The 25,507-nt window shown below is 43.4% G+C and carries 24 protein-coding genes; 4 read left to right on the top strand and 20 right to left on the bottom strand.

Going from position 1 to position 25,507, the window contains the following annotated elements:
- Window positions 1–12: 12 nt before the first annotated feature.
- The 11 genes from AACQ38_RS20145 to AACQ38_RS20195 all read right to left on the bottom strand — a co-directional run bounded on the left by AACQ38_RS20145 (window position 13) and on the right by AACQ38_RS20195 (window position 9,841).
- Complete coding sequence (locus AACQ38_RS20145; RefSeq protein WP_165578922.1) at window positions 13–1,815, bottom strand: hypothetical protein; 1,803 nt, start codon at window positions 1,813–1,815, stop codon at window positions 13–15.
- Between the two features lie 83 nt (window positions 1,816–1,898).
- The gene (locus AACQ38_RS20150; RefSeq protein WP_165578923.1) at window positions 1,899–2,315 is read right to left on the bottom strand and encodes a hypothetical protein; all 417 of its coding nucleotides are present in this window, start codon (window positions 2,313–2,315) and stop codon (window positions 1,899–1,901) included.
- A complete protein-coding gene (locus tag AACQ38_RS20155; protein ID WP_011146628.1) occupies window positions 2,312–2,734 on the bottom strand; it encodes a GPW/gp25 family protein in 423 nt (140 codons plus the stop codon). The genes AACQ38_RS20150 and AACQ38_RS20155 overlap by 4 nt, the downstream gene beginning before the upstream one ends.
- Window positions 2,735–2,746: 12 nt before the next feature.
- Window positions 2,747–4,351, bottom strand: coding sequence for a phage baseplate assembly protein V (locus tag AACQ38_RS20160; protein ID WP_165578924.1), 1,605 nt, complete (start codon window positions 4,349–4,351; stop codon window positions 2,747–2,749).
- Complete coding sequence (locus AACQ38_RS20165) at window positions 4,348–5,031, bottom strand: CIS tube protein (RefSeq protein WP_113026745.1); 684 nt, start codon at window positions 5,029–5,031, stop codon at window positions 4,348–4,350. The genes AACQ38_RS20160 and AACQ38_RS20165 overlap by 4 nt, the downstream gene beginning before the upstream one ends.
- Window positions 5,018–5,197 carry a DUF5908 family protein gene (locus AACQ38_RS20170; protein WP_113026746.1) on the bottom strand — a complete coding sequence of 60 codons (180 nt, stop codon included), beginning with the start codon at window positions 5,195–5,197 and terminating at the stop codon, window positions 5,018–5,020. The genes AACQ38_RS20165 and AACQ38_RS20170 overlap by 14 nt, the downstream gene beginning before the upstream one ends.
- Window positions 5,194–5,652 carry a phage tail protein gene (locus AACQ38_RS20175; RefSeq protein WP_165578925.1) on the bottom strand — a complete coding sequence of 153 codons (459 nt, stop codon included), beginning with the start codon at window positions 5,650–5,652 and terminating at the stop codon, window positions 5,194–5,196. Before AACQ38_RS20175 ends, AACQ38_RS20170 begins: the two co-directional genes overlap by 4 nt.
- An 18-nt stretch (window positions 5,653–5,670) precedes the next feature.
- Window positions 5,671–6,837: a phage tail sheath family protein gene (locus tag AACQ38_RS20180; RefSeq protein ID WP_165578926.1), complete on the bottom strand. Its 1,167-nt coding sequence runs from the start codon at window positions 6,835–6,837 to the stop codon at window positions 5,671–5,673.
- Window positions 6,838–6,891: 54 nt separating this feature from the next.
- Window positions 6,892–8,184 carry a phage tail sheath family protein gene (locus tag AACQ38_RS20185; protein ID WP_165578927.1) on the bottom strand — a complete coding sequence of 431 codons (1,293 nt, stop codon included), beginning with the start codon at window positions 8,182–8,184 and terminating at the stop codon, window positions 6,892–6,894.
- A gap of 57 nt (window positions 8,185–8,241) precedes the next feature.
- On the bottom strand, window positions 8,242–9,318 hold the full coding sequence (locus AACQ38_RS20190; RefSeq protein WP_165578928.1) for a phage tail sheath family protein: 1,077 nt from the start codon (window positions 9,316–9,318) through the stop codon (window positions 8,242–8,244).
- 73 nt (window positions 9,319–9,391) lie between these two features.
- On the bottom strand, window positions 9,392–9,841 hold the full coding sequence (locus AACQ38_RS20195) for a phage tail protein (RefSeq protein WP_011146620.1): 450 nt from the start codon (window positions 9,839–9,841) through the stop codon (window positions 9,392–9,394).
- A gap of 781 nt (window positions 9,842–10,622) precedes the next feature.
- On the opposite strand from AACQ38_RS20195, the gene AACQ38_RS20200 reads away from it, so the two are divergent.
- Window positions 10,623–12,614, top strand: a complete 1,992-nt coding sequence (locus AACQ38_RS20200; RefSeq protein WP_165578929.1) for an alkyl/aryl-sulfatase — start codon at window positions 10,623–10,625, stop codon at window positions 12,612–12,614.
- Window positions 12,615–12,688: 74 nt separating this feature from the next.
- Here AACQ38_RS20200 and AACQ38_RS20205 read toward each other — a convergent pair whose 3' ends face one another.
- From AACQ38_RS20205 to AACQ38_RS20245, 9 genes are all read right to left on the bottom strand, one after another.
- Window positions 12,689–14,632 (bottom strand): exoribonuclease II, encoded by a 1,944-nt coding sequence (locus AACQ38_RS20205; protein WP_165578930.1) that lies wholly within the window; start codon window positions 14,630–14,632, stop codon window positions 12,689–12,691.
- 139 nt (window positions 14,633–14,771) lie between these two features.
- Window positions 14,772–15,410: an endonuclease III gene (nth, locus tag AACQ38_RS20210; protein ID WP_011146618.1), complete on the bottom strand. Its 639-nt coding sequence runs from the start codon at window positions 15,408–15,410 to the stop codon at window positions 14,772–14,774.
- A 1-nt stretch (window position 15,411) separates the two neighbouring features.
- Entirely contained in the window at window positions 15,412–16,110 is a 699-nt protein-coding gene (locus tag AACQ38_RS20215) for an electron transport complex subunit E (RefSeq protein ID WP_011146617.1), read from the bottom strand.
- Window positions 16,107–16,736, bottom strand: a complete 630-nt coding sequence (gene rsxG / locus AACQ38_RS20220) for an electron transport complex subunit RsxG (protein ID WP_165578931.1) — start codon at window positions 16,734–16,736, stop codon at window positions 16,107–16,109. The genes AACQ38_RS20215 and rsxG overlap by 4 nt, the downstream gene beginning before the upstream one ends.
- Before the next feature lie 9 nt (window positions 16,737–16,745).
- Window positions 16,746–17,825 carry an electron transport complex subunit RsxD gene (gene rsxD, locus AACQ38_RS20225; protein ID WP_011146615.1) on the bottom strand — a complete coding sequence of 360 codons (1,080 nt, stop codon included), beginning with the start codon at window positions 17,823–17,825 and terminating at the stop codon, window positions 16,746–16,748.
- A gap of 12 nt (window positions 17,826–17,837) precedes the next feature.
- On the bottom strand, window positions 17,838–20,396 hold the full coding sequence (rsxC, locus tag AACQ38_RS20230) for an electron transport complex subunit RsxC (protein WP_165578932.1): 2,559 nt from the start codon (window positions 20,394–20,396) through the stop codon (window positions 17,838–17,840).
- Window positions 20,389–21,021, bottom strand: coding sequence for an electron transport complex subunit RsxB (gene rsxB, locus AACQ38_RS20235; protein WP_011146613.1), 633 nt, complete (start codon window positions 21,019–21,021; stop codon window positions 20,389–20,391). The genes rsxC and rsxB overlap by 8 nt, the downstream gene beginning before the upstream one ends.
- The gene (rsxA, locus tag AACQ38_RS20240; RefSeq protein ID WP_011146612.1) at window positions 21,021–21,602 is read right to left on the bottom strand and encodes an electron transport complex subunit RsxA; all 582 of its coding nucleotides are present in this window, start codon (window positions 21,600–21,602) and stop codon (window positions 21,021–21,023) included. The genes rsxB and rsxA overlap by 1 nt, the downstream gene beginning before the upstream one ends.
- 125 nt (window positions 21,603–21,727) lie before the next feature.
- Window positions 21,728–22,168, bottom strand: a complete 441-nt coding sequence (locus AACQ38_RS20245) for a DUF2569 domain-containing protein (protein WP_011146611.1) — start codon at window positions 22,166–22,168, stop codon at window positions 21,728–21,730.
- 183 nt (window positions 22,169–22,351) lie between these two features.
- On the opposite strand from AACQ38_RS20245, the gene AACQ38_RS20250 reads away from it, so the two are divergent.
- The 3 genes from AACQ38_RS20250 (at window position 22,352) to AACQ38_RS20260 (ending at window position 25,286) form a co-directional block, all read left to right on the top strand.
- The gene (locus tag AACQ38_RS20250) at window positions 22,352–23,389 is read left to right on the top strand and encodes an oxidoreductase (RefSeq protein WP_165578933.1); all 1,038 of its coding nucleotides are present in this window, start codon (window positions 22,352–22,354) and stop codon (window positions 23,387–23,389) included.
- 208 nt (window positions 23,390–23,597) lie between these two features.
- Window positions 23,598–24,569, top strand: coding sequence for a bile acid:sodium symporter family protein (locus AACQ38_RS20255; protein WP_058588680.1), 972 nt, complete (start codon window positions 23,598–23,600; stop codon window positions 24,567–24,569).
- A 435-nt stretch (window positions 24,570–25,004) separates the two neighbouring features.
- Window positions 25,005–25,286, top strand: a complete 282-nt coding sequence (locus AACQ38_RS20260; RefSeq protein ID WP_165578934.1) for a hypothetical protein — start codon at window positions 25,005–25,007, stop codon at window positions 25,284–25,286.
- Window positions 25,287–25,507: the final 221 nt, after the last annotated feature.

The following is a 25,507-nucleotide window of genomic DNA, read 5'->3' on the forward strand; positions in this document are numbered from 1 at the left end:
GTTTAGGGGTTTTTATTTCCAGACTAAAATCAATACTTCGTCATCGTCGGCTTCTACACTTTTACCTATGACATCAGTGGATGGACTGCCTTTTTTTAAAGTCAAACTAGTGACCCGTTCAACCCAAGGTGATTGTTGAATCGTGGCTAATAACTGGTAATAGTCAATGCGATTACCAGGTGTTACGCCAATAGCCGTATTTTCTCCCCACGGCATGTAGATTCGACTCAGCTCCTGTTGTAATTGATGGCGGCCGTAATCGGGATTAACTCCTGAAGCAAATATCAATTCATAGCTAATCGGGACATCAACGTATGTGGGATTATTAATTTCAATGGTTGTCCAAGGGCTGCTTAATCGATCTAACCATTCGACCATTTCAGTTAATCGGGCTTGGTTCAATTCTGGGCGGAGTGAATCACCATTATCTTTGTAACGATTATCAGGGATGACGATTAATTGGCGCTTTTCTGGCGCGGGTATTTTGGTTAATTCATTGGTAGAAGGATATTTGACATCAAATATGCTGATAAACCGCTCTTTTAGTAAGGTGACAATATCGCCCCAATTCAATGCTCGGTTACGATGGGACAGCCGTGCAGGAACCTGTTTCAGGAAGGTTTGCTCATCTTCTTTCGGACGACTATTCCAAGATGCCCAAGGTTGAGCCACTTCACTGATTGCAACGGATGAGTTCACCGGCTGTTTAATGCTGTTGGCGGCTAATCCGTTTAACAAGTGATCCGACGCAATGGTTTCTACGTTAATTAGAGTAGCGGTTATAGCGTTATACAGCAGACCTTTAATTTTTGGATAATTAGGCGATTTTTCACCAGATACCTTTGGTATCATTTCGGCTTTTAGCCAGTATTTATTTGTTGGCATGAGGGAGGTTTGATTTGAAGCATCCTGAGGTAATAGGGCACTCCAACTTCCTTTATCAAACAGATTGCGGGTTTGGTCATGAATTGGTTGAGTTAATGGCTGCCAAGTATTATTTTTATTAAGATAAAACCAAGATAAAGGGAGTTCTCTAATACCTTCTAATTGCCAGTACAGGGATAAAGTTTGCCCCGGTAATACATCGGTAAAACCTAAATAAAATGTGTCATGGGTTAACGACGATATATTTGCTTGGTCCCAGGTTTGGTCGCCTGATTGAATACTGGCATCATTGGATGTTTTACTAAAAAGTCGAATACCGTTTTCAGGTAATTCAATATTATCTGAGTCGCTTAATAGTATTGCTGATTTCCAGCTATCGTTATCTTTCCGATACCAACGTAGGTCGGTGAGTTTTCCCTGATTCGCCAGTAAATCAGCATCTGATGCATATTGTAATGGGTTTCCAGCGCTATCTTGCCCGGCATCAAACAGGGTTCCTTTAGGGATAAGATATTCTGCATTATCTGGATTTAAGGTAATGCCTAAAGCAACGTTATCCGCTTGGGCATTTCTGGGTTTTAAACCTAATAATTCCCGATAATAAAGATCACGATGTCGTGCCGGAAAAGTATTAAATAAAACTTTGGTTGTTTCTAACAGTTTTAAAAAAGCTAATATAAAAGCTTGATGAGCCGGTAAATGTCCATCCGCTTTATTAATGTTTTGGTAAATATCCGCTAATTTTTCAGGAGTATTTTCCTGAATAAAGTAGAAACTGTCCCAGAATTTATTTCTATCTTGATCAAAAGGGATTTTTGCCGCATATTCTTTAAGCCAGTTTAAAATATCCAGTGTACTTCTTTCATCAAGTTTAAAGTCTGTCTCTGGTACGATAGCGGCGAGTTTATTTTTTAATTCGGTAAGTCCCATATTATACCACCTGTTATTTGAATATATTGCTGATAGCTTTGTACAATAGGATGGTTATTTAATAATGAATTTTAAGGCGTTATTTATCCGGCACTGACAGCATATTGACTGGCAATAAAACGGCCTTTTCCCATACTGGGTGTTGTTATATCCGGTACGCCTGACGGATTAATCGCTGGTTGTGTCGGGGTAAAACGAGCAGTAAATTGTTGCCCGACAATAATCACTGAGTCAGGGCTACAGCAAAAGTTTACTTGCTGGCTGGTATCCAATTGGGCAATGGTGACTATACCCATACCGAGTGTTGGATGGCTGGAAGTAATGTATTGCGCTTGAAGTTGTACCTTTTTTTCATCACCCACAATGGCGATCTTTTTGCCCTGGATTTGCGCGTGTCCGCTGCCTTTAATAATTGCCGGTCCCAAAATGGTGACCTGCCGGTTACCAAATAATGGCTCAAATAGCAGACTATCACCATCGACGATGAGTTGTTTGCTCATAGACTCACCTTTGCCTGACCTTCGTTGATTTCGAGAATGCTTTCAAGTTGTTGAGTGATTGCGCTGCCTCTTAAAGCATAAGTCACTTGAATATGTAAGGTATTCGGTGAATTTGTTTTTTGGGTTACCTGAATATCGATGATTTCTGCGCGGGGTTCATAGCGTAATACGCGTTCTTCAATGCGGGTTTGAATCTCCGATAACAATTCATCACTGATATTTTCAAACATATAATCATTCAGACCACAACCATAATCTTCACGCATAATCCGCTCACCGGGTTCAGTTAAAAAAAGGATTTTCATACTTTGGCGAACATTTTCGGCTCCTTTGGCCATTTCTACGCCAGTCTCAAGAGAAAACTGTGGCGGAAATTTCCAGCCGCGACCATAAATATCGGCTAATATTTTGTTTGTCATTTCAATACCTCATTACTGTGTTAAGTTAATTTTCGCGCCTTTAATATCGACGCCAGATTTTCCCGTGGCCGACAGAGATTTTTCCGCTTGTATATTAATTTCTTGGGCTTGGGTGATGAGATTTTTCGTTGCATTGAGCGTAATATCTTTATCCTGTTGCAGAGAAACTTTATTTTCTCCGCTATTAAGTGCCACGGTGTTTTCTTTGTTATCGAATATTAATGCCTGTTGTTTATCTCCTTGCTTAATCACTAAGGTTTTCACCGGATTTTTTTCGCTGGGTTCTAACGGTGGTTTATTTTTCGGATTGTGCATGGAACCTAATATCACCGGAAAACGGGGATCACATTCAAAGAATCCGATAATTACTTCATCTCCCGGTTCTGGATAAAAGCAAAATCCACTTTCATGACTGGCATAAGGTTTACCTAGCCGGGCAAAAAGGACACCTTGAGTTAGGTTTAATGCCGGTATTTTGACCGGAATACGGCCAAGCGATTGGCTGTCTTGCTGGTATTTTTCCACGATACCGATATGTAACTCTTTCACTTGTGGCACCGGAGGTTCGATATCTGGCCGCATGCCTAAAGTTAATCGAGTGCGCCAGCCTTGCTTCTGATTAATTATCTGATTTATGCCAGTGATAATCCCTTGACCATCCATTCCTTGACCAAAGCCATTTAATGCCAGAATATCCCCCGGTTGATAACGGTGATTACCTTCGATTTCAAAACTACCGGATATATTATGACTGCGTAAGTTATCCATAATGCCTTGAGCAAGATGTTTGGCTTGTTCATTATCCAATGGATAGCTGTAAGCCCATTGCCACTCTTTATCGGCCGGTGCGGCGATGCTGTCCACGGCCAATTTATGACTGCCAAGCTTACTGTTTTGGCTATTGATTGCTTGAGAAAGCTTTTGTTGAGTAATATCCCAGGCACGGATACTCACCGTTTTAGGGCTGTATTGGTTATTCCACTGGAGATCCGCTTCAAATAGCACAATATCTTGAGCATTATTGGTATGTCGATGAAGGGTATGTACCGTTGATTTATTCAGGGCCTTGGGTGTTATCAAGGTAACCGATTCATTGCCGGGCAACAGCCAGGTGTTAGTGGCGGTCAATCGGCTTTTTAGAAATGCCCAGTCATTACAACGAAATTGCACCATTTGTTCATGAATGGTTTTGAGTTGTGGTGCCTGCTTTATCGTCGTTTGGATGCCATTCTGATTGAAGAGTTTTTTGATAATTGCTTCATCACTCTGTTTATTGAATAGCTGTGAGTGAAAGCTATGGGTTAATTTTTGCAGGTGATGTTTTGCTGTCAGGGTAATGATGCTGTCCTGACCTTTAAGCCCCAGTGTCTGCCGAACGATGATCCCCTTAAACAACACGGTTTTTTGCATTTGTACGATAACTTCATGGTTCGGGCGGCAGCTTGCCAATTCAGCCTGTGTCTTGGTGTCAAAAATAGGGTTGGCATCACCGGCGATACCTAGAGTGATGTTGGCCGAAGGGATACCATTGATGTGATGGTTGGTTGTCAAGCTGATTACGGTGAATTGGTTGAGTGTCTTACCACCTATTTTGAGGGTTACTGTGGGTATTTTCATGTATCCCCCCGAGCTTGTAGGGTCTGTCCGGGGGTAAAGTCATCAAGATTATCCAGACCGTTTTGCCATGCCAACGAGAGATAGTCGATACCCCCGGCCAGCGAAGCGCCAGCACCTAAGGCGATTAAGGGTAAGGAAAGCATGTCAGTCACGCTAACCGCAGTGGCCGGAGGCGATTTTAACTGTCGCTCGGTAGCCTGAATAACAAAGCTTTCGTCTGCCACCAGAGATAAGGTCGCACTGGCCCGTAATGGGGTGGCGTCTCGGTCAAATAAGGTGTAGCTGATGGCAAGGCCACTGGCCCGGCAGGCAAAATAACCCTTGTTTTCCCAACGCATTTTTCCCCATTTGATTTTAAGAAAGTGAGGTACTTTGGTGCTGGCATCAACCGCACACAGGGATTTCAGCGTTGCAAGCTGTGTTTCTATTGGTGTGTTATTGCCGGGCATTGATGCATCAAACAGCAGGACTAAGGATAATCCGGCGGGCTGAGATAGCACATAACGGCTGCTTTGGCTGGCACGATTAACACTTTCATCCTGTTGGTAACGGGTTTGGTAATCAAGCTGAATGGTATCGGGGTTATACATCGCCTGTAAGCTCCCCACGGAAACTTTTCCTTCCCGGTCTTTGAAGGCGGAAAGGGTGAGTCTGGATAAACCACGTTCAATTAAACTCATAAGCACCTCCTGTTTCACGTAATGCTTCTAATACCTCCCGTTTCACCATCTCAATTAAACGGGCGTTATCCAGTTTTTCCTGAGCTAATGTTCGGGGGGAGAGTTGATCACTCGTCGGATCGATGACTTTTGCCTGAATAATCAGTTCTTTAATTTCTACCGTCATGCTTTTACTCCTAACCAGCGCATATCCTGATAACGTAATTCCAGAGAGTTCACCAGTACGGTGTTGCTATTAGCATCGAAGTCGCTGGTGGACCAGCGAACGGGTAGCGCGTTACTGACCGCCCAGCTTGCTACGGGCAATGAATGTTCATTCAGTAGCATGATAACGACATCGGCATACATCGCTTTCTCACCACGCAGAACACGATCAAATATCAAGGTGAGCGGTGTGATGATCATGACACCACGCTCTAGCATCAGGCTGCCATGTTGGATCTTCTCGGCTAGCCAAATATTTCTGGCGTTTTCTCCACCTTGGCTGTGTTGGGTGGTTTGTAGTTCTCGGCTCAGGCCCGATATGCGCTGAAAGGCGATATCAAGTGGGCTGGGAATGCTGTTAAACAGAAAACTGGCGATAAAACGGTGCGATACTGATGGGGTGTATAAGTTGTGCATGTTTTTCCCCTGTTTGGATTAGTTACGGATATCAAACGTCAGACTCAGCTCAATAAATTCCGCCGGAATTAACAGGGCCAGCCTGATTTTCATGATCATCTTTCCGGCCAAGATATCGGTTTCACTCATTGATTCATTAACACCCAGTAACACCTCAAATGCTTGATCTTCCTGAGTGCCTCGTAATCCACCTTTTAGCCATAATTGACGTAACCAGTTGTGGGCCTGACCTTTAAATTTCATCCAGGTGATGGCGTTGTTGGATTCAAAGACAAAGGCTCGACCGAGTTGGGTTATATGAGTTTCGATATAGGAAACCAGACGGCGAATTTGGATATAGCGCCAAGGGGAACCCGGCGTGTTGTCCAGCGTGCGGCAGCCCCAGATTTTAATACCTTTGCCGGGGAAGCTGCGAACCAGATTCAACGAAGTGCCTTCTTGATTAAGATTAAGGAGGACACCTGCTTCAATGTAAGAGCGTACCGGGCTGATCACTTTGGCTAAAGCAACATTGGCGGGAGCAGTCCACACCCCTTTTTGATGGTCATTGCGTTGAATGACGGCGGCGATCGCAGCAGTAGGTGAAAGTACGATATGTTTATCTTCTTCCTGATAGGTACTTATCAGTCTTGGCCAGTATACGGCCCCCCATTGGCGATCACTTGAGGAAAAATCAGCCAGACAATCAGCAGCTAGTGTTGGATCGTCCGGGGCATCCAGTAACCCCATGATCCCGCGCCGACTTTTACAAAGTTCAAGTATTGATTGCCATGCTTGTTGCCAAAGGCTTTTTTGAGTGTCGGGATCATTAAAACGGGTAGTATCAGGCACAACAATCAATGTGATTTCACTTTCTGCGGAAATGGCTTGTTTTACCCATGCTTGTTGTAGGGTGGTGATCAATAGTTGGAAGTGGGTTGACGATTGATAATCACCCAATGACAGTGCATAGGCTTGTTGCCCGCCGTTTTCAAAGAAGTGACGCACGGAGTAGTACATTAATCCTGATTCACCAAATGCTTGGATAAATTCGGTCAGGCTGTTTAGTTTGACAGCGGTTTTATTGCTTGGGTTTTCTTGGGTATAACCAATGAAAACGGGGACACCGATAAATTCATTGTTTGGTGGCAGGGATATACGGCTTTCCGTTATCGTGACGCCCGGCTGTTTTGTCTCTGTTGTCATTATCATCTCCTCAATGATTGAATAGACGCGGTGTTAAACCGCGCCTCAATAAGGTTACTGTGCTACGTATTGTGAAAATTGAAGGATAATAAATTCAGCCGGAAGCACTGCGGCCATACCCACTTTGACGATCATTTTGCCTTGCTGAATGTCAGTGTCGGACATGGTGATACCTTTACCGATCTGGACAAAGTAGGCTTCCTGCGGCTTATTTCCCGCTAGGGCACCTTGTTGCCAAAGTTGATAGAGGTAGTTGTCAATGGCTGCTTGTACTCGTTTCCAGGTGGGTTGGCTGTTAGGCTCAAAGACGGCAAATCGCATTGCCCGCTTGATGTCTCGTTCCGCTGCATTAAATAAACGTCGTACTGGAATGTAGCGCCAGTTGTCTGTTTTATCTAACGTACGGGCCCCCCAAATTAGCGTACCTTTGCCGCTAAAAGCACGGATGGCATTAATACCGGCTTCATTCATGGTACCTTGCTTATCATCTGTGATCGGCTCGGATGGTTTGGCATTATTCAATGCCACATTAGCGGGGGCTTTCCAGACGCCACGACTGGCATCGGTCGCCGCATAAATACCCGCAACAGCGGCGCTTGGGGGTAAGGTAATTTTAGTGGACTTTAATTTGTCATCGACGGCTTTTTTAGCTTTAGTGTATTCCCCTAGAGAAGCCGTTTTCAGCTTGGCTAGAGTTTCAACACCGCCATAGCCATCTAGATTAATATCAGCATCTGCTGGTTGGCTATAAGTAAAAGAGGTCTCTAGATTAGGGTAATAGACAGCGGTTTTATCCGGTTGAGTAGTGGGTTTATTTTCCCCATCTGTACTATCAGCGAGTAGGAAGTAACCTACTTTTTGCTGTAATAAGGAGTTTACCGCACCGTAGACCTTTTGTTTTAGTGTTACATCTGTTTCAGGGCAGACCAATAAGGTGATCTCTTGTTGTTTTTCAATCAGGTCTGGCAGCTTTGCTAATTCTGATTCATCTGTCGTTATCAATGGCAACAGATAACAGACTCCACCACCATGACTAAAATAGTGCTGTACAGCAAAGGCACTGAGAGAAGTGGCTGTGACGGTAGCGGCGTAGGTATAGGTTTTTGCGGCATTTCCACCCACATTTGTAGCCTTTACTGATACGGCCGGTGAAAGTGAAAATTGTGAGATAAAATCTAACCAACTGGTGATTCTAATACAGCTTCCCTTTGCAGGTTGATTCCCGTCTTTGTCAAAAAATTTACCAATAAAGACGGGAATGGCGGTTGGACTATTGCTAATTGATAGCGATAGTGAAGCGTCCTCTTCAATATAAACGCCCGGTGTGGCATAGGTTGCGGAAGTCATGGGGTTTTCCTTAAATAGGATAAGTATGTGGTGATCTTGAATCGATTATTCGCCCCATTAAGATTGGGCAACATTTTGGGTAAATTGCAGAATAATAAATTCAGCAGGACTAACCGCGGCCATACCGACTTTGACAATCATTCTGCCCTGTTTGATATCGTCATCGGTCATGGTTATCCCTTTACCGATTTGAACAAAGTAAGCCTGTTCCGCTTTGTTACCGGCTAATCCCCCTTGTTGCCAGAGGGTATAAAGATAGTTATCGATCGCACGATGTACCGCTTTCCAAGTGGGTTGACTGTTAGGTTCAAATACCGCGAAACTCATGGCATTTTTAATATCTCGCTCTGCACTATTAAATAGACGGCGAACCGGGATATAACGCCAGTTATCACTATCATCAAGTGTGCGAGCGCCCCAGACGGTGACACCGGTATTTGGAAATTCACGGATCATATTGATGGCTTTACCGGTGTTATAGGTACCTTGCAAATCATCAGTGACTTTAAATTTCGGTTTCACCCCGCCTTGTAATACAACATTTGCCGGTGCTTTCCAGACACCTCGGCTGTTATCGACACTGGAATAAATACCGGCCATCACGGCGCTAGGTGGAATATCAACGCTGGCTTTATTTTCTCCCCATTCAGCGGTCAGCCAAGGGTAATAAACGGCGGCAAAAGAGCTTAGCTCATAATCATTTTGGGATGAGCCATTAGAATTTAACTCTGTGGTTGGACCATCTAGAATGGCGAATAATCCTTTGCCCGATTGGCAAAGTGTACTTACCGCATTTTTGATATCTTCTCCGGCAGCAACCAGTAAGGTGACATCATCCAGTTTTGGAATTTGGTTTGCTAAGTCGTTGGTTTTGACAAGATAGCCATATCCACCGCCGTTAATAAAATAGGCACGCAGTGAAATATCAAGTTTGTCGTTAGAATTAAATTGCCCGCTTTTTAGTGTCAAATATTCCAACCAACTATTAATTCGGATAAAAGGATGTTTTGATAATAATGAATTGCTATTTGCAACCGCAAAAACAGGCACTGCCGTTGCACTGGAACGAACGGAGAGTGATAGTGAGGCGTCCTCTTCAATATAAACGCCGGGATGGGTTGGTGTTATTGGCATATATTGCCTCCAATTATTGAGCGATATTTTGCATGAATGGTAGAATGATGAATTCAGCCGTTATTCTGGCGTTTTAGGCGGCCTGAATCATTACTCTATCCGCAGTGAGTTTTATCTCTTGAACTGCGATATCATTGCTGGTGGCATCAAAAGAAGGGGAGGTTAATGACGTTGGGAACGCATTTGCCACGCTCCAGCTCATTAAAATTTCGGTGCCGGCTTCATTGGTCAGGCTAATTGAAACATCTTTTTTCTCAACCTGATTAAGCTGAATGGAATTAAGCCAGTCAAAAAGTTTAGTATCCCCAGGGAATACCCCTTTACGCAGCGTAATATTGATCAACTGACGTTGGCCCGGCATTTTATAGTGATTACCGGTACCATCTTTATATTCTATTACATCATAAGTGATATCTAGCCCTGAAACGTTGTTGAAAGGGATTTGTTCATCACCAACGGAGACAACGAATCGATAAGTTGGTATTGGATAATCAACAGCAATTTGTTCTGTAGTTACGGACATAGTTTATTTCCTTAGGTTGGTAGGTCAGTGCGGTTATCGCTTTATTTCTCTTGGCATTTAGCGATAGACAATAGCTACCGCACTAACCTGTTTATATAGGAATGTTACTCGGTGAATTTAAGATCACATGATGATCACTTTGGATTATAGTTAACTCACGTTATTTTCAAACATCAATTATTAATATTTAAAATTATCAACCAATGAAATTATTTAAATATAAATCATTTCATAATCACATTGTTATATTTTTCTATGAAAGGATGAATAAATAGTGTGTTATAAATTTTGATATATAAATGATGATGCGTTTCAGAAAAGAGTTTTATTAACAGAAGGTTATGTATGCTTTTTTTATCGGATTTAATTTGTCAGATTATTGTATTTTAATAATGAGGTATGGGGATTAATGTTGTTATTTATACCCGTTATCTTTCAAGTTGCTTCTTTGTTGGCTGCACTCCCTCACCCCGGTCACATAGTTATCTATGCTCCCGGGGATTCGCTCCCTTGCCGCCGCGATCCATCTTGAAATCCATAGGGTATATACCCGTTATCTTTCAAGCTGCCTCTTTGTTGGCTGCACTCACTCACCTATAGGGTATAGTTTTCATATCATAGAAAATATTTTGCGTTGATTATAATAGAGATGACTTGGTTTTTTTGCTTATTTCAATATTACTATCTATTATTATCAGGCTATGGTTTATATTGTTTTGGTTTTTATGGGTAAAGTTATTTCTAGTTTTAATAATCTACCTGTCTAAAGGAATATTATCTTATGAATTACAAATACTTATTAACCATTTCAACTGCAATTTCCATTTTTAGTTCTTCATCATTGAGTCAAGATAAACTTGCCCTTCCTGCAACGGAAATTACTAAACAAGTTAATGCCATGATGGTATCAACTTTACCCTTCAGCGATAAATCTGATTTTGATGATGCGAAGCGAGGTCTGATCGCTAGGCCGGATTCTCTGATTATTCGTGATGATAAAGGTAAAGTTATATTAGATCTCGATAGTTATCGTAAATTTATTACGGATAAAACACCTGCACCGGACACGGTTAACCCCAGCTTATGGCGTAATGCACAACTTAATATGGAATATGGGCTGTTTAAAGTGACTGATCATATTTATCAAGTACGTGGTTATGACATAGCTAATGTTACTTTTGTTGCAGGAAATACCGGGTGGATTGTTTTAGATCCGGCTACATCCACGGAAACAGCAAAAGCAGCTTATGAGTTGGTCAGTAAACACTTGGGTAAAAGGCCGATAGTGAGTGTGATTTACAGTCATTCTCACGTTGATCATTACGGTGGGGTGCGCGGTATTGTCAACGAGGATGATGTCAAAGCCGGAAAAGTGCAAATTATTGCACCAGAAGGTTTTATGGAACAGGCTGCTAGTGAGAAGGTGATCGCCGGTAACGCGATGAGCCGTCGGGCTGTTTATATGTTTGGTTCTGTATTGCCGCGTACTCCGCAGGGGCATGTAGGGACGGGATTGAGTGCAGAAGTGGTGTCTGGAACGATAACGTTAATCCCGCCAACACGTATTATCAAACTCACGAGCGAAAAAATGACGGTTGATGGTGTGGATATGGTATTCCAGGTGACGCCCGGCACAGAAGCTCCAGCAGAAATGAATACATGGTTTCCACAGTGGAAAGCGATGTGGATGGCGGAAAATACGACTAATACCATGCATAATATTTTGTCGTTGCGAGGAGTCCAAGTACGCGATGCTTTAGCTTGGTCGAAATATATTGATCAAGTTATTGAGTTATATGGAGATCAGGTAGAGGTAAAATTTCAGAGTCACCAATGGCCGATGTGGGGTAAAGAGCGTGTAGTGGATTACTTTAAAAAACAACGCGATTTATACAAATATATTCATGATCAGACCGTGAATCTGATGAATAAAGGTTACATCGGTGAAGAAATTTCTGAGATGATCAAACTGCCATCAGAGCTTGCAAATTATTTTCCGAATCGAGGCTATCATGGCGCACTAAGCCATAACGTTCGTGCGGTTTATCAGTTCTATATGGGATGGTACAGTGGAAATCCTTCTGATTTAAATAACTTGCCTCCGAAACCTTCTGCGATTAAATATGTGGAATATATGGGAGGCGAAGCTGCATTAATAAAACGAGCACAAGCTGATTTTGATAAAGGAGAATACCGTTGGGTAGCACAAGTACTTAAGCATGTTGTTTTTGCTAACCCTGATAGTATGGCAGGAAAAGCATTACTAGCTAAAACCTATGAGCAATTAGGTTATCAATCTGAATCAAATTCCTGGCGTTCGATCTATTTGCAGGGTGCATCGGAACTGCGTCATGGTGTGCCTAAATCTGGTGGCCTGAATACTAGCAGCCCGGATACGATTCGTGCCATATCACCGGAGATGTTATTTGATTATTTGGCAGTGCGGTTGAATGGACCTAAAGCTGCCGGTAAGAAATTGGTAATGAATATTAATCTCACCGATCTCAATAAGCGTTATACACTGACCGTGGAAAATGGGGTACTGAATTATACGGATAAGCAGGTGGCACGTGCCGATGTCACATTGACGTTAACGAAAGTTGTTCTGGATAAGATGCAGTTGGGTAAAGAGGGATTTGACAGTGAGGTGCAAAAACAGAATGTGCAGATTACGGGAGACCGAGGCAAGTTTGATGAATTTATCGGTCTGCTGGACAGTTTCCCATTCTGGTTCAATATAGTGACACCCCGTATCGAACAGAACGAGATGTAAGGTTTCGTCCTTTTTAAAACAAACTACAGCAATTAAGCTGTAGTTTGACGCAGAAAAGGTTCGATTAAGAGAAATCAGGCTGTAGGGCGGGCGACAATATTACGCGTTTCCATTCTGACTTCATCAATACGAACATCAATAATATCGTTCAATTGGTAAGCGACTTCACCTTTGATAATCACAGTACCGGTCTCTTGGCTACATTGCAGTTCATCACGCACGGCATGCAGGAAGGGTGCTGGTATAAAGGCCACTGCACCGTTATCGGCCAGTCGGACACGTAAACCACCACGGGTGATATCAATGATTTCTGCGGTAAATCGTTGTTTGGTTCCTGCGTGTGGTTGCAGGAAGCGGGCATATAGCCAATCCCCCACATCACGTTCGGCCATACGATTCAGTCTGCGACGTTCAGCCAGTTGTAAACAGGTTTCTTCTGAGGGCTGTTCTACATCGGTTTTTTGAATAATCGCTTTCAGTAAACGATGGTTAATCATGTCGCTGTATTTACGGATCGGTGATGTCCAGGTGGCGTAAGCATCAAAACCGAGACCAAAATGAGGACCGGGTTCAGGTTTAATTTCTGCGAAAGTCTGGAAACGACGAATGCGACTATCAAGGAATTGTGTTGGTTTTTTATCCAATTCACGGCGTAATTTACAAAAGCCATCCAGAGTCAATAATTCTTCTGTTTTGGCATCAATATCATTTTCTTGCAGTAATTCAACCACTTGTTCGATTTGCAGTGGCTCAAAACCCATATGGACATTGTAAATACCAAAGCCTAACTTATCGCGCAGGATTTTTGCGGCGCACAGGTTAGAAGTGATCATGGCTTCTTCAACAATACGGTTGGCTGTACGGCGTTGTTCTACCACGATATCCAGTACGTAACCATTCTCATCGAGGATGAAGCGATAATCAGGACGATCTTTGAAAATAAGCGCATTTTGGTGGCGCCATTGGTTACGGCGATCACTCATTTCCTTCAAAAGCGTGATTTGAGTCTTAATCGCTTCGGAAGCGGGTTCCCAAGTCCCGGTTTTTTCCAGCCAGTCAGAAACTTCGTCGTAAACCAATTTAGCTTTTGATTCAACCCAGGTAGAGAAAAACGCAATATCATCACCTAGTTGACCATCTTCCAGAATAGAAACCTGACAAACTAATGCCGGCCGGCGGGCGTTAGGACGCAGAGAGCATAAATTCTCTGACAGGTCGCGTGGCAACATGGGGATATTAAAACCCGGCAGGTAGTTAGTGAAAGCACGTTGATGGGCGATTTGATCCAGCTCGCTGCCAGCCGCAATATAAGCGGTTGGATCAGCAATGGCGATACTGAGTTTCAGGCTACCGTCATCTTGCTTAGCAATATGCAAAGCATCGTCCATATCTTCTGTGGTTGCACTGTCAATAGTGACAAAATCCAGCGACGTTAAGTCAATACGCTCAAGATCGCCATCGTTCATCTGGCAATCGGCAGTCATCGCCGGAGCATCACGTTCCAGGTTATGGCGCGTGAGTGTTACCCACCAAGGGGCGTAGTGATTGTCGCTTTCAGTGATATAGCCGGTAATTTCTGCATGAAAACCCCGGCTGCCTTTCAATGGATGATGACGCATTTCAGCGACGGCCCAATCACCATGCTGAAATGGATGAGTGACCTGATTGGTCGGCCGGCAAGGGATAGCATCTTTTAGCAGTGGGTGATCAGGAATGATCCATAAACGGTTATCATTTTCTTTTTTCTGGATACGACCGACGAAGCGATTTAGAAATGGTTCAATCAATGTTTCTGGCTCGGCGATCTCTCTTTCTTTATCAGTATGAATAGCGGCAGTCACTCGATCGCCATGCATAACTTTTTTCATGTGTGGGGGAGGAATGAAATAACTTTTTTGCCCATCGACTTCTAAGAATCCGAATCCTTTTTCGGTACCTTTGACCAAACCTTCTACTCGAAGTGTTTGGGAATGAAGTTGCTGTTTTAGCTGTGCAAGCAGCGGGTTGTTTTGAAACATAATATCCGCGGAGAAAGTTGAGGGTTATTATCAGATAGTTTTTTGGAATAACAGTTTTACGCGAATTGATGGTGTCGAGCAAGCAACATCTGCAAAATAGCGTAAAACAGTACGGGAATTGCAATGAAAATTACAATAGTTACTCAGGGTAAATTTTTTCTTTAAATTCACATAGATCTTCAATAATACAGGAACCACAACGAGGTTTACGGGCTATGCAGGTATAACGACCGTGCAAAATAAGCCAATGATGACAATCAACTTTAAATTCGGCCGGGACAACTTGCAGTAATTTATTTTCGACTTCATTGACATTTTTACCGGGCGCGAATTGAGTACGATTACAAACACGAAAAATATGGGTATCGACTGCAATAGTCGGCCAGCCGAAAGCGGTATTTAACACCACATTGGCGGTCTTGCGGCCAACACCTGGCAATGCCTCCAATGCAGCACGATCTTCGGGAACTTCGCCAGCATGTTTTTCCAGTAATATCTGGCAGGTTTTAATGGTATTTTCCGCTTTGGTGTTATACAGACCGATAGTTTTTATATACTCTTTCAGCCCATCTACCCCCAGATTTAGAATTGCCTGAGGCGTATTTGCTACTGGATAGAGTTTCGCAGTGGCTTTATTAACACTGACATCTGTTGCTTGCGCTGAAAGCAGTACTGAAATAAGTAACTCAAATGGTGTTGTGAAAACTAATTCAGTGGTTGGCTTTGGGTTGTTATCCCGTAAACGCGTTAAAATTTCGATACGTTTCTGCTTGTTCATATCAAATAGAACTCTCCGATTCTGGTGACATTGTTATTGCACGGCTTTTTTCTTTTATTGCTCTCGTTTTCATTTTTTCATCAATAAGATATTTCACTGCCAGCATTAATCCCAAACCGATAAAAGCGCCGGGTGGTAAGATGGCTAATAGGAAAGGGGAATCCATATGAACGATTTCTATTCGTAATACCTTAGCCCAATTGCCCAGCAGTAAATCAGCGCCATCAAATAGGGTTCCATTGCCGAGAATTTCTCTAATAGCACCAAGAACAAACAGGGCAAAAGTGGCTCCTAATCCCATTGCTAAGCCATCAATCGCAGAGGGCATGATCGGATTTTTCGCGGCATAGGCTTCAGCACGGCCGATAACAATACAGTTAGTCACAATCAGTGGAATGAAAATCCCCAATGATTCATACAGACCAAAAGCGTAGGCGTTAATCAACATCTGGACAGTACTGACAACCGAAGCGATTATCATAACATAAATGGGAATACGGATCTCATTGGGTACCCAACGACGCAAGCTGGAAACCGCAATGTTGGTACAGACTAGAACCAGTGTCGTTGCCAGCCCTAAGCCGAGCGCATTGGTTGCAGTGGAAGAGACGGCTAACAGGGGGCACAATCCTAGCAGTTGTACTAAAGCGGAATTGTTTTTCCATAGCCCTTGGATAAATAAATTTTTGGTTTCACTCATGATTTTTCTCCACAGGATTCTAGAGAAGAGAGATGTTCAGGTATGGTCTGTAAATAAAGTGCAGTCCGTTTGACTGAGTTTACCACGGCGCGTGGGGTAATAGTGGCACCGGTAAATTGATCAAACTCACCGCCATCTTTTTTCACTGCCCAGTGCTGGTCATGATTGGATGTGATGGTTTTCCCTGAAAATACATTAATCCAGTTTGAAATCCGGGTTTCAATTTTATCCCCTAGCCCTGGGGTTTCATGATGTTCTGTAACCCGTACACCAAGCACTTTTCCTGAGAAATCTGCGCCAACCAGTAATTGGATAGCACCGGAATAACCATCCGGTGCAGTACTTTCTAGCGCTGCCGCCACGGGGTGACCATTTTTACGGGCCAGATAGAGACGATGAGGCAAGTTATTGCCCAGAGCATCCGCATTAACTAGATAACATTCGTTTTGTATGTCGTTGTCGTACAGGGCAGGCGGAATAACCTGATCAAGCAGCGACTTGTGCTGTAGGGCGGCTTGTTCTGCAATAGTACTTTTGGTGAGTGAATTCACGACAGCCGTTAGCCCGGTGGTAAGTGCCGCAAAAATGGCGAGTGTGATGCCGTGACGTCGCATGGTTTCTAACATAACGGCTCCTTATTTATGCCCGTAAACGCGGGGTTGGGTGTAATGGTCAATGAGTGGCACGGTGATATTCGCCAATAAGACCGCAAATGCTATGGCATCAGGATAACCACCATAAACACGGATAACCCAGACTAACAGGCCAATCATGGCACCAAAAACCAAACGACCTTTGGGTGTTGTGGAAGCACTGACGGGATCGGTTGCAATAAAGAATGCGCCTAGCATGGTTGCACCGGAAAACAGTTGTAATAATGGCGGCGAATAACGGGATGGATCAATCAACCAGCTAGTGAGTGCACATAAACCTAATACCAGGATAAATGCCACAGGAATTTGCCAGGTTATCACTTTTCTGTTCAGTAGAATCAGCCCACCAACAAGATAAGCAATGTTGACCCATTGCCAGCCGATGCCAGCCAGAGATCCTTGCAATATAGGTTGATGAAGAACGTCATCAATATGGTGAGTCAATAAACCGGTTTTGAAACTATCCAGCGGTGTAGCTTGGCTGATCCCATCGAAACCTTGTTGCAATTGCTGCAATGTTGTTCCATCGGGAGTCTGACCGGTGAAGATCACCATCAGACTGTCTAGCGGAGTGATTTGTGTTGCCAGTAAATCCATCGGTGGCAACCAGCCGGTCATTTGCACTGGGAATGATATTAGCAGTACGACATAACCGACCATTGCCGGATTGAATGGGTTTTGACCAAGGCCACCATATAAATGTTTGGCAATAATCACCGCAAAAGCAGTTCCCAATACAATCAGCCACCAAGGAGCCAGCGGTGGAAGGCTGATCCCTAAAAGTAAACCTGTCAGTAATGCAGAATTATCCTGCAAACGAGGCATAATTGCCTGTTTACGCAGAGATAGGGCAAATGATTCTGCAAGCAAGGCGGTAATCACTGCAAGCAGGAGCTGGAACAAGGTACCGTAACTAAAGAAGTAAGTTTGTACCGCAATACCGGGGATTGCTGCCAGCACAACCCACAGCATAATGCGGCTGGTACTTTGCTGATTGTGTGTAAAAGGCGAACTTGCGACTTTTAGTTTTTTATTGTCAGTCTGAACGGGTCTGAATTTCATTTATAACAATCACTATTCTATTGAAATTTTCTGTTGTTCCTGAGCGTCTTTTTTGGCCTTAACCCTAGCAATAGCGGCAGCGACAGCAGCTTTACGCGGATCGGTTTCTTCCGCTGGCGGTGTTTCTACCTGGGTTTCAGCTAATTGCTCTGTTTGGGCTTTTTTGGCTTTGACACGGGCAATAGCAGCTGCGACGGCAGCTTTACGTGGATCAGTTTCTTCCGCTGGCGGTGTTTCTGCCTGAGTTTCAGTTAATTGTTGAGTCTGAGCTTTCTTGGCTTTGACACGGGCAATGGCAGCCGCGACAGCAGCTTTACGCGGATCGGTTTCTTCCGCTGGCGGTGTTTCTGCCTGAGTTTCAGTTAATGGCTGTGTTTGGGCTTTTTTGGCTTTGACACGGGCAATGGCAGCCGCGGCGGCAGCTTTACGCGGATCGGTTTCTTCCGCTGGCGGTGTTTCTACCTGAGTTTCAGTTAATGGTTGAGTCTGCGCTTTCTTGGCTTTGACACGGGCAATGGCGGCAGCGACGGCAGCTTTACGTGGATCAGTTTCTTCCGCTGGCGGTGTTTCTGCCTGAGTTTCAGTTAATGGTTGAGTCTGAGCTTTCTTGGCTTTGACACGGGCAATGGCAGCCGCGACGGCAGCTTTACGTGGATCAGTTTCTTCCGCTGGCGGTGTTTCTGCCTGAGTTTCAGTTAATGGCTGTGTTTGGGCTTTTTTGGCTTTGACACGGGCAATAGCGGCAGCGACGGCATCTTTATGAAGATCTTGTTTTTCACTAGTAGTAGTTTCTGGTTCTCTCGCTTCCGGTGATGGTGTTTCTGACTGATTTTGAGCTGCTTTCTTCGCTTTAGCTCTGGCAATTGCTGCTGCTAATGCGGCTTTGCGTGGATCTTCTGCACTTGTTGGTTCAGATGGAGTAATACTCATATTTTCCACCGCCTGTTTTTCCGCCTGACGAGCGCGAAGCTGCTCTTTTCTTGCCTGACGAGCCGCTATTACTGCGGCATTATCAGGTAGTTGCCCCGGTTCTATAGCAACAACTTTACCCGCGTTAGCCTGTTTTTCCTTCACGCGGGAAAGCGCATCTTGCACAGCGCTCTTATCTTTATTATCAACTTGAACGGCCGATTTTTTGTGTCGTTCATCTCGGGCCAGTTTTTCTCGTTCCATACGGGCCTGCTTAGCTTCGAAACGAATTTTGGCTTCGGTTGAACGGCGGTTTTCCTGATCCAAGGCCCGAATTTCGGCTTTCTCTTGGCGATAATATTGCACCAGAGGAATATTGCTTGGGCAGACATAGGCACAGGCACCGCATTCAATACAGTCGAACAGATTGTGATCTCTGGCTTTTTCGTGCTCTTGCCCACGACTGAACCAATAGAGCTGCTGCGGCAATAAACGGGCAGGGCAGGCTTCCACACATAATCCACAACGGATACAAGCCTCTTCCGTTGTATTTGAATCCATTTCCTGATGGGATGGTGCCAGAATACAGTTACTGATCTTAACGATGGGCACGTTGAGGTCAGGCAGCGTGAATCCCATTAAGGGACCACCCATAATGACCATCTGTTCTGATTGTGGTGCAAAACCGGCTAACTGGAGAAGAAATTGTACCGGAGTACCAAGCCGCGCCCAAAAGTTACCCGGCGAGGTGACTGCTTCGCCGGTAATTGTGACGACGCGCTCAATTAAAGGTTCTCCATCAATAATGGCCCGTTTGATTGCAACCACTGTCCCCACGTTCTGCATCAGTACACCGATAGTAGAGGAACGGCCACCGGAGGGGACTTCTTTACCGGTCAGTATCTTAGTCAGTTGTTTGGCACCGCCGGAAGGATATTTGGTTGGGATAACTCGGACGATAATCGATTTATCGCCCTTTAGAACGGTTTTGAGTTTTTTTATGGCTGCTGGTTTATTATCTTCAATACCAATCAGGATCTGCTCCGGTTTAAGCAGATGTTCCAGAATACGAATGCCCTCAATAAGTTCGTTGGCATGCTCCTGCATCAGGCGGTCATCAGCGGTGATATAAGGTTCACATTCTGCGGCATTAATGATCAGTGTCTTAAGACCATGACGGCCGCTTTGTAGTTTGGCTGCGGTAGGAAAGCCAGCTCCACCTAAACCTGCGATACCGGCCTGATGGATTTGGTTAAGAATCGTATCTGCATCCAGTGATTGATAATCAGGTGTTTGAATGCGTTCACCCCATTGATCTTTCCCATCAGGGCGCAAACGAACGCATAACTCTTTCAACCCGGATGGGTGCGCGGTAATACACGGTTCAATGGCAATGATGGTGCCGGAAGTTGATGCATGAACCGGTACGGTACGACCCGTGCCAAATGTTAAGGGCTGGCCTTTAAGCACTTCATCACCCACTTTGACCAGCAACTCGCCTTCCGTCCCCAAATGTTGTTGCAATGGGATGATTAACTCTTCCGGTAGTGGCGTAATGCGTAAAGGGCTTTGGCTGGATTGCAGCTTCATTTCAGGTGGATGAATACCGCCGGCGAAATCCCAGATTTTATTTTTATTGAGCAAATTGAATAAATTAAACATGGTGTTCAGCCTCAATATTTTTGATCGGGATACTTTTAATGGAAATGGCGTGAGATGGCTGAACAGGAATATTTCTAACTGGAATGGTTTTTAAATCCCATTTCCAGTTGGAAGTGGTTGTTGCTACAGGGATCATCGTAATACAGTCGGTTGGACAAGGAGCAACGCACAGGTCACAACCAGTACATAAATCTTCAACAATGGTATGCATGGCGCGGGTAGCACCGACGATAGCGTCTACAGGACATGCTTGGATACATTTAGTGCAACCAATGCAATTCTCTTCATCAATAAAGGCGACTTTGCGTGCAGGGTTTTGTAGGTTTGCATCACCATCCAATGGTTGTGGATCGATACCGAGCAGCTCTGAAATTTTCAGCATGACTTGCTCACCACCCGGTGCACATTTATTAATCATCTCGCCATTGTTCGCTACAGCTTCAGCATAAGGGCGACAGCCTGGGTAACCGCATTGCCCACACTGGCTTTGCGGCAGAATATCATCAATGTTTTCAACAATGGGGTCCTCTTCCACCTGAAACCGGCGGGCAGCAAACCCTAGGATTAACCCAAAAATTAACCCTAGTGCACTGAGTGCACCAATAGCAATCCATAACGATGTCATCAGAATTTCACCAAACCACTAAAGCCCATAAAAGCCAAGGACATTAAACCCGCAGTAATAAGACCAATAGATGACCCCTTGAAAGGGGCGGGTACATCAGCAACAGCCAGACGTTCGCGAATAGCGGCAAACAGTACCATAACGAGAGAGAAACCGGCGGCAGCACCGAAACCATAGATAGCGGATTGTAAAAAATCGTGTGATTGATTGATATTCAGCAGCGCCACACCCAGTACAGCACAGTTCGTCGTAATCAACGGCAAGAAAATACCTAATAACCGGTATAACGTCGGGCTGGTTTTGCGTACAACAAGCTCTGTGAATTGCACCACGACCGCAATGACAAGAATAAAGCTCAGAGTACGCAAATAGATTAAGTCCAGTGGTAATAGAATAAAAGTATTCACCAGCCATGAACATACAGAGGCTAGTGTCATAACAAATGTTGTCGCAAATCCCATCCCGATGGCAGTTTCCAGCTTTTTAGATACGCCCATGAAAGGGCATAAGCCGAGGAATTTCACCAAGACGAAATTGTTAACCAATACGGTTCCGACAAATAAAAGAAAATAGTCAGTCATTGCTGTGCCTGAAAATGAGTTTGTTTACTTTTTATTAAATTGTTTACTTTTTATTAAATTATCAGTATGCCCTCGTTTTACTAGGGCAATCTATTGTTAATGATAACAACCAAAGAAAGTTGAGGTTATCGATCTTGTGTGAAAGTCATTTTGACTCGATGAGAGCGTTTAATGTAGGGGACAAAAATAGCGGCTGCCAATAGTGGCCATGCTAATGCACGCAAAGCCATTTGATCGGGAATAGGGGAGAAAGCGAAAGTTTTCAATGCAATTAATACGGTAACAATAAGCCAAATAATAAAAATGTGGGGAAATTTTTTTGATCGAATGAAAAGCAGTTTCAATACCCATAGGGTGAAACACCACATTACCGCAGTAATGGCGACAGAAAGAAACCACATTAAAGTAAAGTGATTATTCCCTGCGCTCAACATATTGTTTTGACTGAAAAATGTCATAATATATAGAGCGAGCATTACACTGGCACTGAGAAAGGTCATAATCAGATAAGCTGCCGGAGCCAGAACCCAACCATTAATTCGGTGATAATCATTGGTTTGATACATAAATCATTCCATTTGAAGCTATATGAAAAAAGAATAATAGGCGATTCGGATGGGTTAGGAAATAGATTGATTGAAAAATCTTCAAGGGTAGATTCAGAGATAATTTGCGAAATGGTCATCACCGATGATATTTTTTACGGATGCTGAATTGCTGCATATTATTAATGAGTTTGAGAGGCTGTTATGCGTGAGCTGTTAAAGGTTGGGTTGGTGGGGTATGGTTATGCGAGTAAAACGTTCCATGCACCATTAATTGCTGGCACTGCTGGTGTTAAATTGGCCGCTATTTCCAGTAGTGATGCTGAGAAAGTGAAATCAGATTGGCCAAATATCCCGGTGGTATCCCGCCCTGAGGATCTTTTTAATGATCCTGACATTGATTTAATCGTTATTCCGACACCTAATGATACGCATTATCCTCTGGCACAGAAGGCATTGGCAGCGGGTAAGCATGTGGTGGTGGATAAACCATTTACTATCACCGTTGAACAAGCTGAATCTTTAAAACAGCAGGCAGAGAAGGCGGATTTATTACTTTCTGTATTTCATAACCGGCGTTGGGATTCTGGTTTTCTAACGATAAAATCGTTAATTAAAGAGAATCGTCTAGGTAAATTAAAATATTTTGCATCTCATTTTGATCGTTATCGCCCGATTATCCGTCAAAGATGGCGTGAAGCGGCGGGGCAAGGAAGTGGTATTTGGTATGATTTAGGCCCTCACTTACTTGATCAGGCGGTTCAACTGTTTGGTAAACCGCAATCTATTACCGCTGATTTGGGAATGATCCGTCCACAAGCGGAAGCGGTAGATTATTTCCATGTACTGCTAAATTATCCAGATATCAAAGTAGTTCTTCATGCAACAACACTGGCAGCGGCTGAATCTGCTGTTTATACCTTGCATGGTATGGCAGGTAGTTACGTAAAATATGGTCTTGATCCTCAGGAAGAGCGATTGAAAGCGGGGGAAAGGCCGCCACATGCTGATTGGGGATATGATATTCGTGATGGTATTGTGACGCTGTCACATGGAGAGGAATTAGTGACTAAACACGTGCCGACTCTGCCTGGTAATTATTCTGCTTATTATGCGGCTATCCGTGATGCAATTATGCTCGGTAAACCTAATCCAGTTACGGCAAATGAAGCCATTCAAATTATGAAATTAATTGAGGCTGGTATTCAGTCGGCAGAACAACAACGTACAGTGGCAATTTAAGCCTATACCCGTCATCTTTCAAGTTGCTTCTTTGTTGGCTGCACTCGCTCACCCCGGTCACATCGTTATCTATGCTCCCGGGGATTCACTTCCTTGCCGTCGCGATGCATCTTGAAATCCATAGGGTATATATTTTGTTGAGACTTTTTATTTACTACTTAGCCTGGCTTGCCGGGCCTATTATTTGAAATAGCAAGGAAAATGATCAATGACTTGGTGGCAAAAATTAAAAATAGATCCTTTTTTGATGATATTAGTGACGGTAGTTGTTATTGCGACATTCTTTCCTTGTGAGGGGGAAATTAAAGTCTGGTTTCAACGATTAACCACAGCGGCTATTGCGCTGTTATTCTTTATGCATGGTGCTAAATTATCTCGTCAAGCCATTATTGCCGGCATGGCACATTGGCGGCTTCATCTGGTGGTCTTTCTCAGTACCTTTGTTTTATTCCCGATTATTGGATTAGGGTTGAATTTGCTCGTACCGGAAATCATGACATCAACAGTTTATTGGGGATTTCTCTATCTTTGTGCATTACCGGCAACGGTTCAGTCAGCTATTGCTTTTACCTCAGTTGCTGGTGGCAATGTTGCCGCTGCTATTTGCAGTGCTTCGGCGTCCAGTATTCTGGGCGTATTTTTATCGCCAATATTAGTCGGGTTGATGATCCATACACAAGGTGAAGGCAGCGCTGATACTCTGGAAGCCATAAAAGCCATAATTCTGCAATTGATGGTTCCCTTTATTATCGGACATCTATCGCGGCCATTGATTGCCCGTTGGGTAGAGAAACATAAAAAACTGCTTAATATGACTGACCGGTCATCGATTCTTTTGGTGGTTTATGTGGCTTTTAGTGAGGCGGTGGTAGAAGGTATTTGGCATAAGATTGATGGTTATTCACTCCTGACGATTGGGGTGGTTTGCTGTGTTTTATTGGCGGTTGTGTTGGTTATTAATACTTATATTGCTCGTTGGTTGGGTTTTAATAAAGAAGACGAAATTACGATTGTTTTTTGTGGTTCGAAGAAGAGTCTGGCTAATGGTGTGCCAATGGCAAATGTTTTATTCCCTGCGGCGACGGTTGGCGTAATGTTGTTGCCGTTGATGATTTTTCATCAAATTCAGTTGATGGTGTGTGCAGTATTGGCGCAACGTTATGCCAAAAGGTTAAAATAGAAATAGGTATAAATCTATGATAGGGAATTGTTGTAAATATATATTTATACCCGTCATCTTTCAAGTTGCTTCTTTGTTGGCTGCACTCACTCACCCCGGTCACATCGTTATCTATGCTCCCGGGGATTCGCTCCCTTGCCGCCGCGATGCATCTTGAAATCCATAGGGTATATATATTAATGATATTTACAACAATGTAATATTTGACTACGAAATTTAAATCGTAAACTTCTATTTGAATTTTATATTTCCCCAATGAATACAATTTCATATTTTAAATAGTTTTCTTTAGAAGTCTAAATCTTTGATTAAGATCACTAAAATAGTCGTTATGATGGATTTTTTAAATCTATACTTAATTTGCTGTGGTATATATTGGAACATTGTTAAATTAGACCTAGATAAATCGACGTTAATATTACTCAAGGTGATGATATGATTATTGTTAAAAATTCTTCAAATAAGGTGACTAAAGTTTCAATTAATAAGTGGGGGAAAGATGGTAATACAGGTTATTGGGATATTAATCCGGGAGATACAGCGAGTTGGAATCGCACTGATGGTCGTGGTTTTGTAATGTCAATAATACGTGAGAATGAGGACCAAAAGTCATATTTTGTCTTAGCAAATAGCAACATTATTATTTATGATAAAGATGCTACTGGTTACGGTAAAAATGTTCAGGATAATGGTCGTTGGATATATCCTTTAAATTGAATCATGAGAAAAAACTTATCATTTTTATTGTCATCCTAAAATCATCTCCTAGGGAGGTGGTCTTTTACATTCAGCTTAGTATTCAATTTTATTGGGTAGATTCACATAATAAGTGCAACATCGTTAATCTGGAAGTAAACATGTTCGTATTCCTTTAAATAATTCATTCGGGGTTTTCCCACCCCGTGTTTTTCGAGGGCGATTATTTAATCGGTTTACCA

Origin of the sequence: Photorhabdus sp. RW14-46 (assembly GCF_963887965.1) — a bacterium.
In the GTDB taxonomy this organism is placed as follows: Bacteria; Pseudomonadota; Gammaproteobacteria; order Enterobacterales; family Enterobacteriaceae; genus Photorhabdus; species Photorhabdus laumondii.

Coding starts and splice junctions, on each gene's coding strand:
- AACQ38_RS20145 (WP_165578922.1), bottom strand. CDS start 1,815: ATGGGACTTACCGAATTAAAAAATAAACTCGCCGCTATCGTACCAGAG.
- AACQ38_RS20150 (WP_165578923.1), bottom strand. CDS start 2,315: ATGAGCAAACAACTCATCGTCGATGGTGATAGTCTGCTATTTGAGCCA.
- AACQ38_RS20155 (WP_011146628.1), bottom strand. CDS start 2,734: ATGACAAACAAAATATTAGCCGATATTTATGGTCGCGGCTGGAAATTT.
- AACQ38_RS20160 (WP_165578924.1), bottom strand. CDS start 4,351: ATGAAAATACCCACAGTAACCCTCAAAATAGGTGGTAAGACACTCAAC.
- AACQ38_RS20165 (WP_113026745.1), bottom strand. CDS start 5,031: ATGAGTTTAATTGAACGTGGTTTATCCAGACTCACCCTTTCCGCCTTC.
- AACQ38_RS20170 (WP_113026746.1), bottom strand. CDS start 5,197: ATGACGGTAGAAATTAAAGAACTGATTATTCAGGCAAAAGTCATCGAT.
- AACQ38_RS20175 (WP_165578925.1), bottom strand. CDS start 5,652: ATGCACAACTTATACACCCCATCAGTATCGCACCGTTTTATCGCCAGT.
- AACQ38_RS20180 (WP_165578926.1), bottom strand. CDS start 6,837: ATGACAACAGAGACAAAACAGCCGGGCGTCACGATAACGGAAAGCCGT.
- AACQ38_RS20185 (WP_165578927.1), bottom strand. CDS start 8,184: ATGACTTCCGCAACCTATGCCACACCGGGCGTTTATATTGAAGAGGAC.
- AACQ38_RS20190 (WP_165578928.1), bottom strand. CDS start 9,318: ATGCCAATAACACCAACCCATCCCGGCGTTTATATTGAAGAGGACGCC.
- AACQ38_RS20195 (WP_011146620.1), bottom strand. CDS start 9,841: ATGTCCGTAACTACAGAACAAATTGCTGTTGATTATCCAATACCAACT.
- AACQ38_RS20200 (WP_165578929.1), top strand. CDS start 10,623: ATGAATTACAAATACTTATTAACCATTTCAACTGCAATTTCCATTTTT.
- AACQ38_RS20205 (WP_165578930.1), bottom strand. CDS start 14,632: ATGTTTCAAAACAACCCGCTGCTTGCACAGCTAAAACAGCAACTTCAT.
- nth (WP_011146618.1), bottom strand. CDS start 15,410: ATGAACAAGCAGAAACGTATCGAAATTTTAACGCGTTTACGGGATAAC.
- AACQ38_RS20215 (WP_011146617.1), bottom strand. CDS start 16,110: ATGAGTGAAACCAAAAATTTATTTATCCAAGGGCTATGGAAAAACAAT.
- rsxG (WP_165578931.1), bottom strand. CDS start 16,736: ATGTTAGAAACCATGCGACGTCACGGCATCACACTCGCCATTTTTGCG.
- rsxD (WP_011146615.1), bottom strand. CDS start 17,825: ATGAAATTCAGACCCGTTCAGACTGACAATAAAAAACTAAAAGTCGCA.
- rsxC (WP_165578932.1), bottom strand. CDS start 20,396: ATGTTTAATTTATTCAATTTGCTCAATAAAAATAAAATCTGGGATTTC.
- rsxB (WP_011146613.1), bottom strand. CDS start 21,021: ATGACATCGTTATGGATTGCTATTGGTGCACTCAGTGCACTAGGGTTA.
- rsxA (WP_011146612.1), bottom strand. CDS start 21,602: ATGACTGACTATTTTCTTTTATTTGTCGGAACCGTATTGGTTAACAAT.
- AACQ38_RS20245 (WP_011146611.1), bottom strand. CDS start 22,168: ATGTATCAAACCAATGATTATCACCGAATTAATGGTTGGGTTCTGGCT.
- AACQ38_RS20250 (WP_165578933.1), top strand. CDS start 22,352: ATGCGTGAGCTGTTAAAGGTTGGGTTGGTGGGGTATGGTTATGCGAGT.
- AACQ38_RS20255 (WP_058588680.1), top strand. CDS start 23,598: ATGACTTGGTGGCAAAAATTAAAAATAGATCCTTTTTTGATGATATTA.
- AACQ38_RS20260 (WP_165578934.1), top strand. CDS start 25,005: ATGATTATTGTTAAAAATTCTTCAAATAAGGTGACTAAAGTTTCAATT.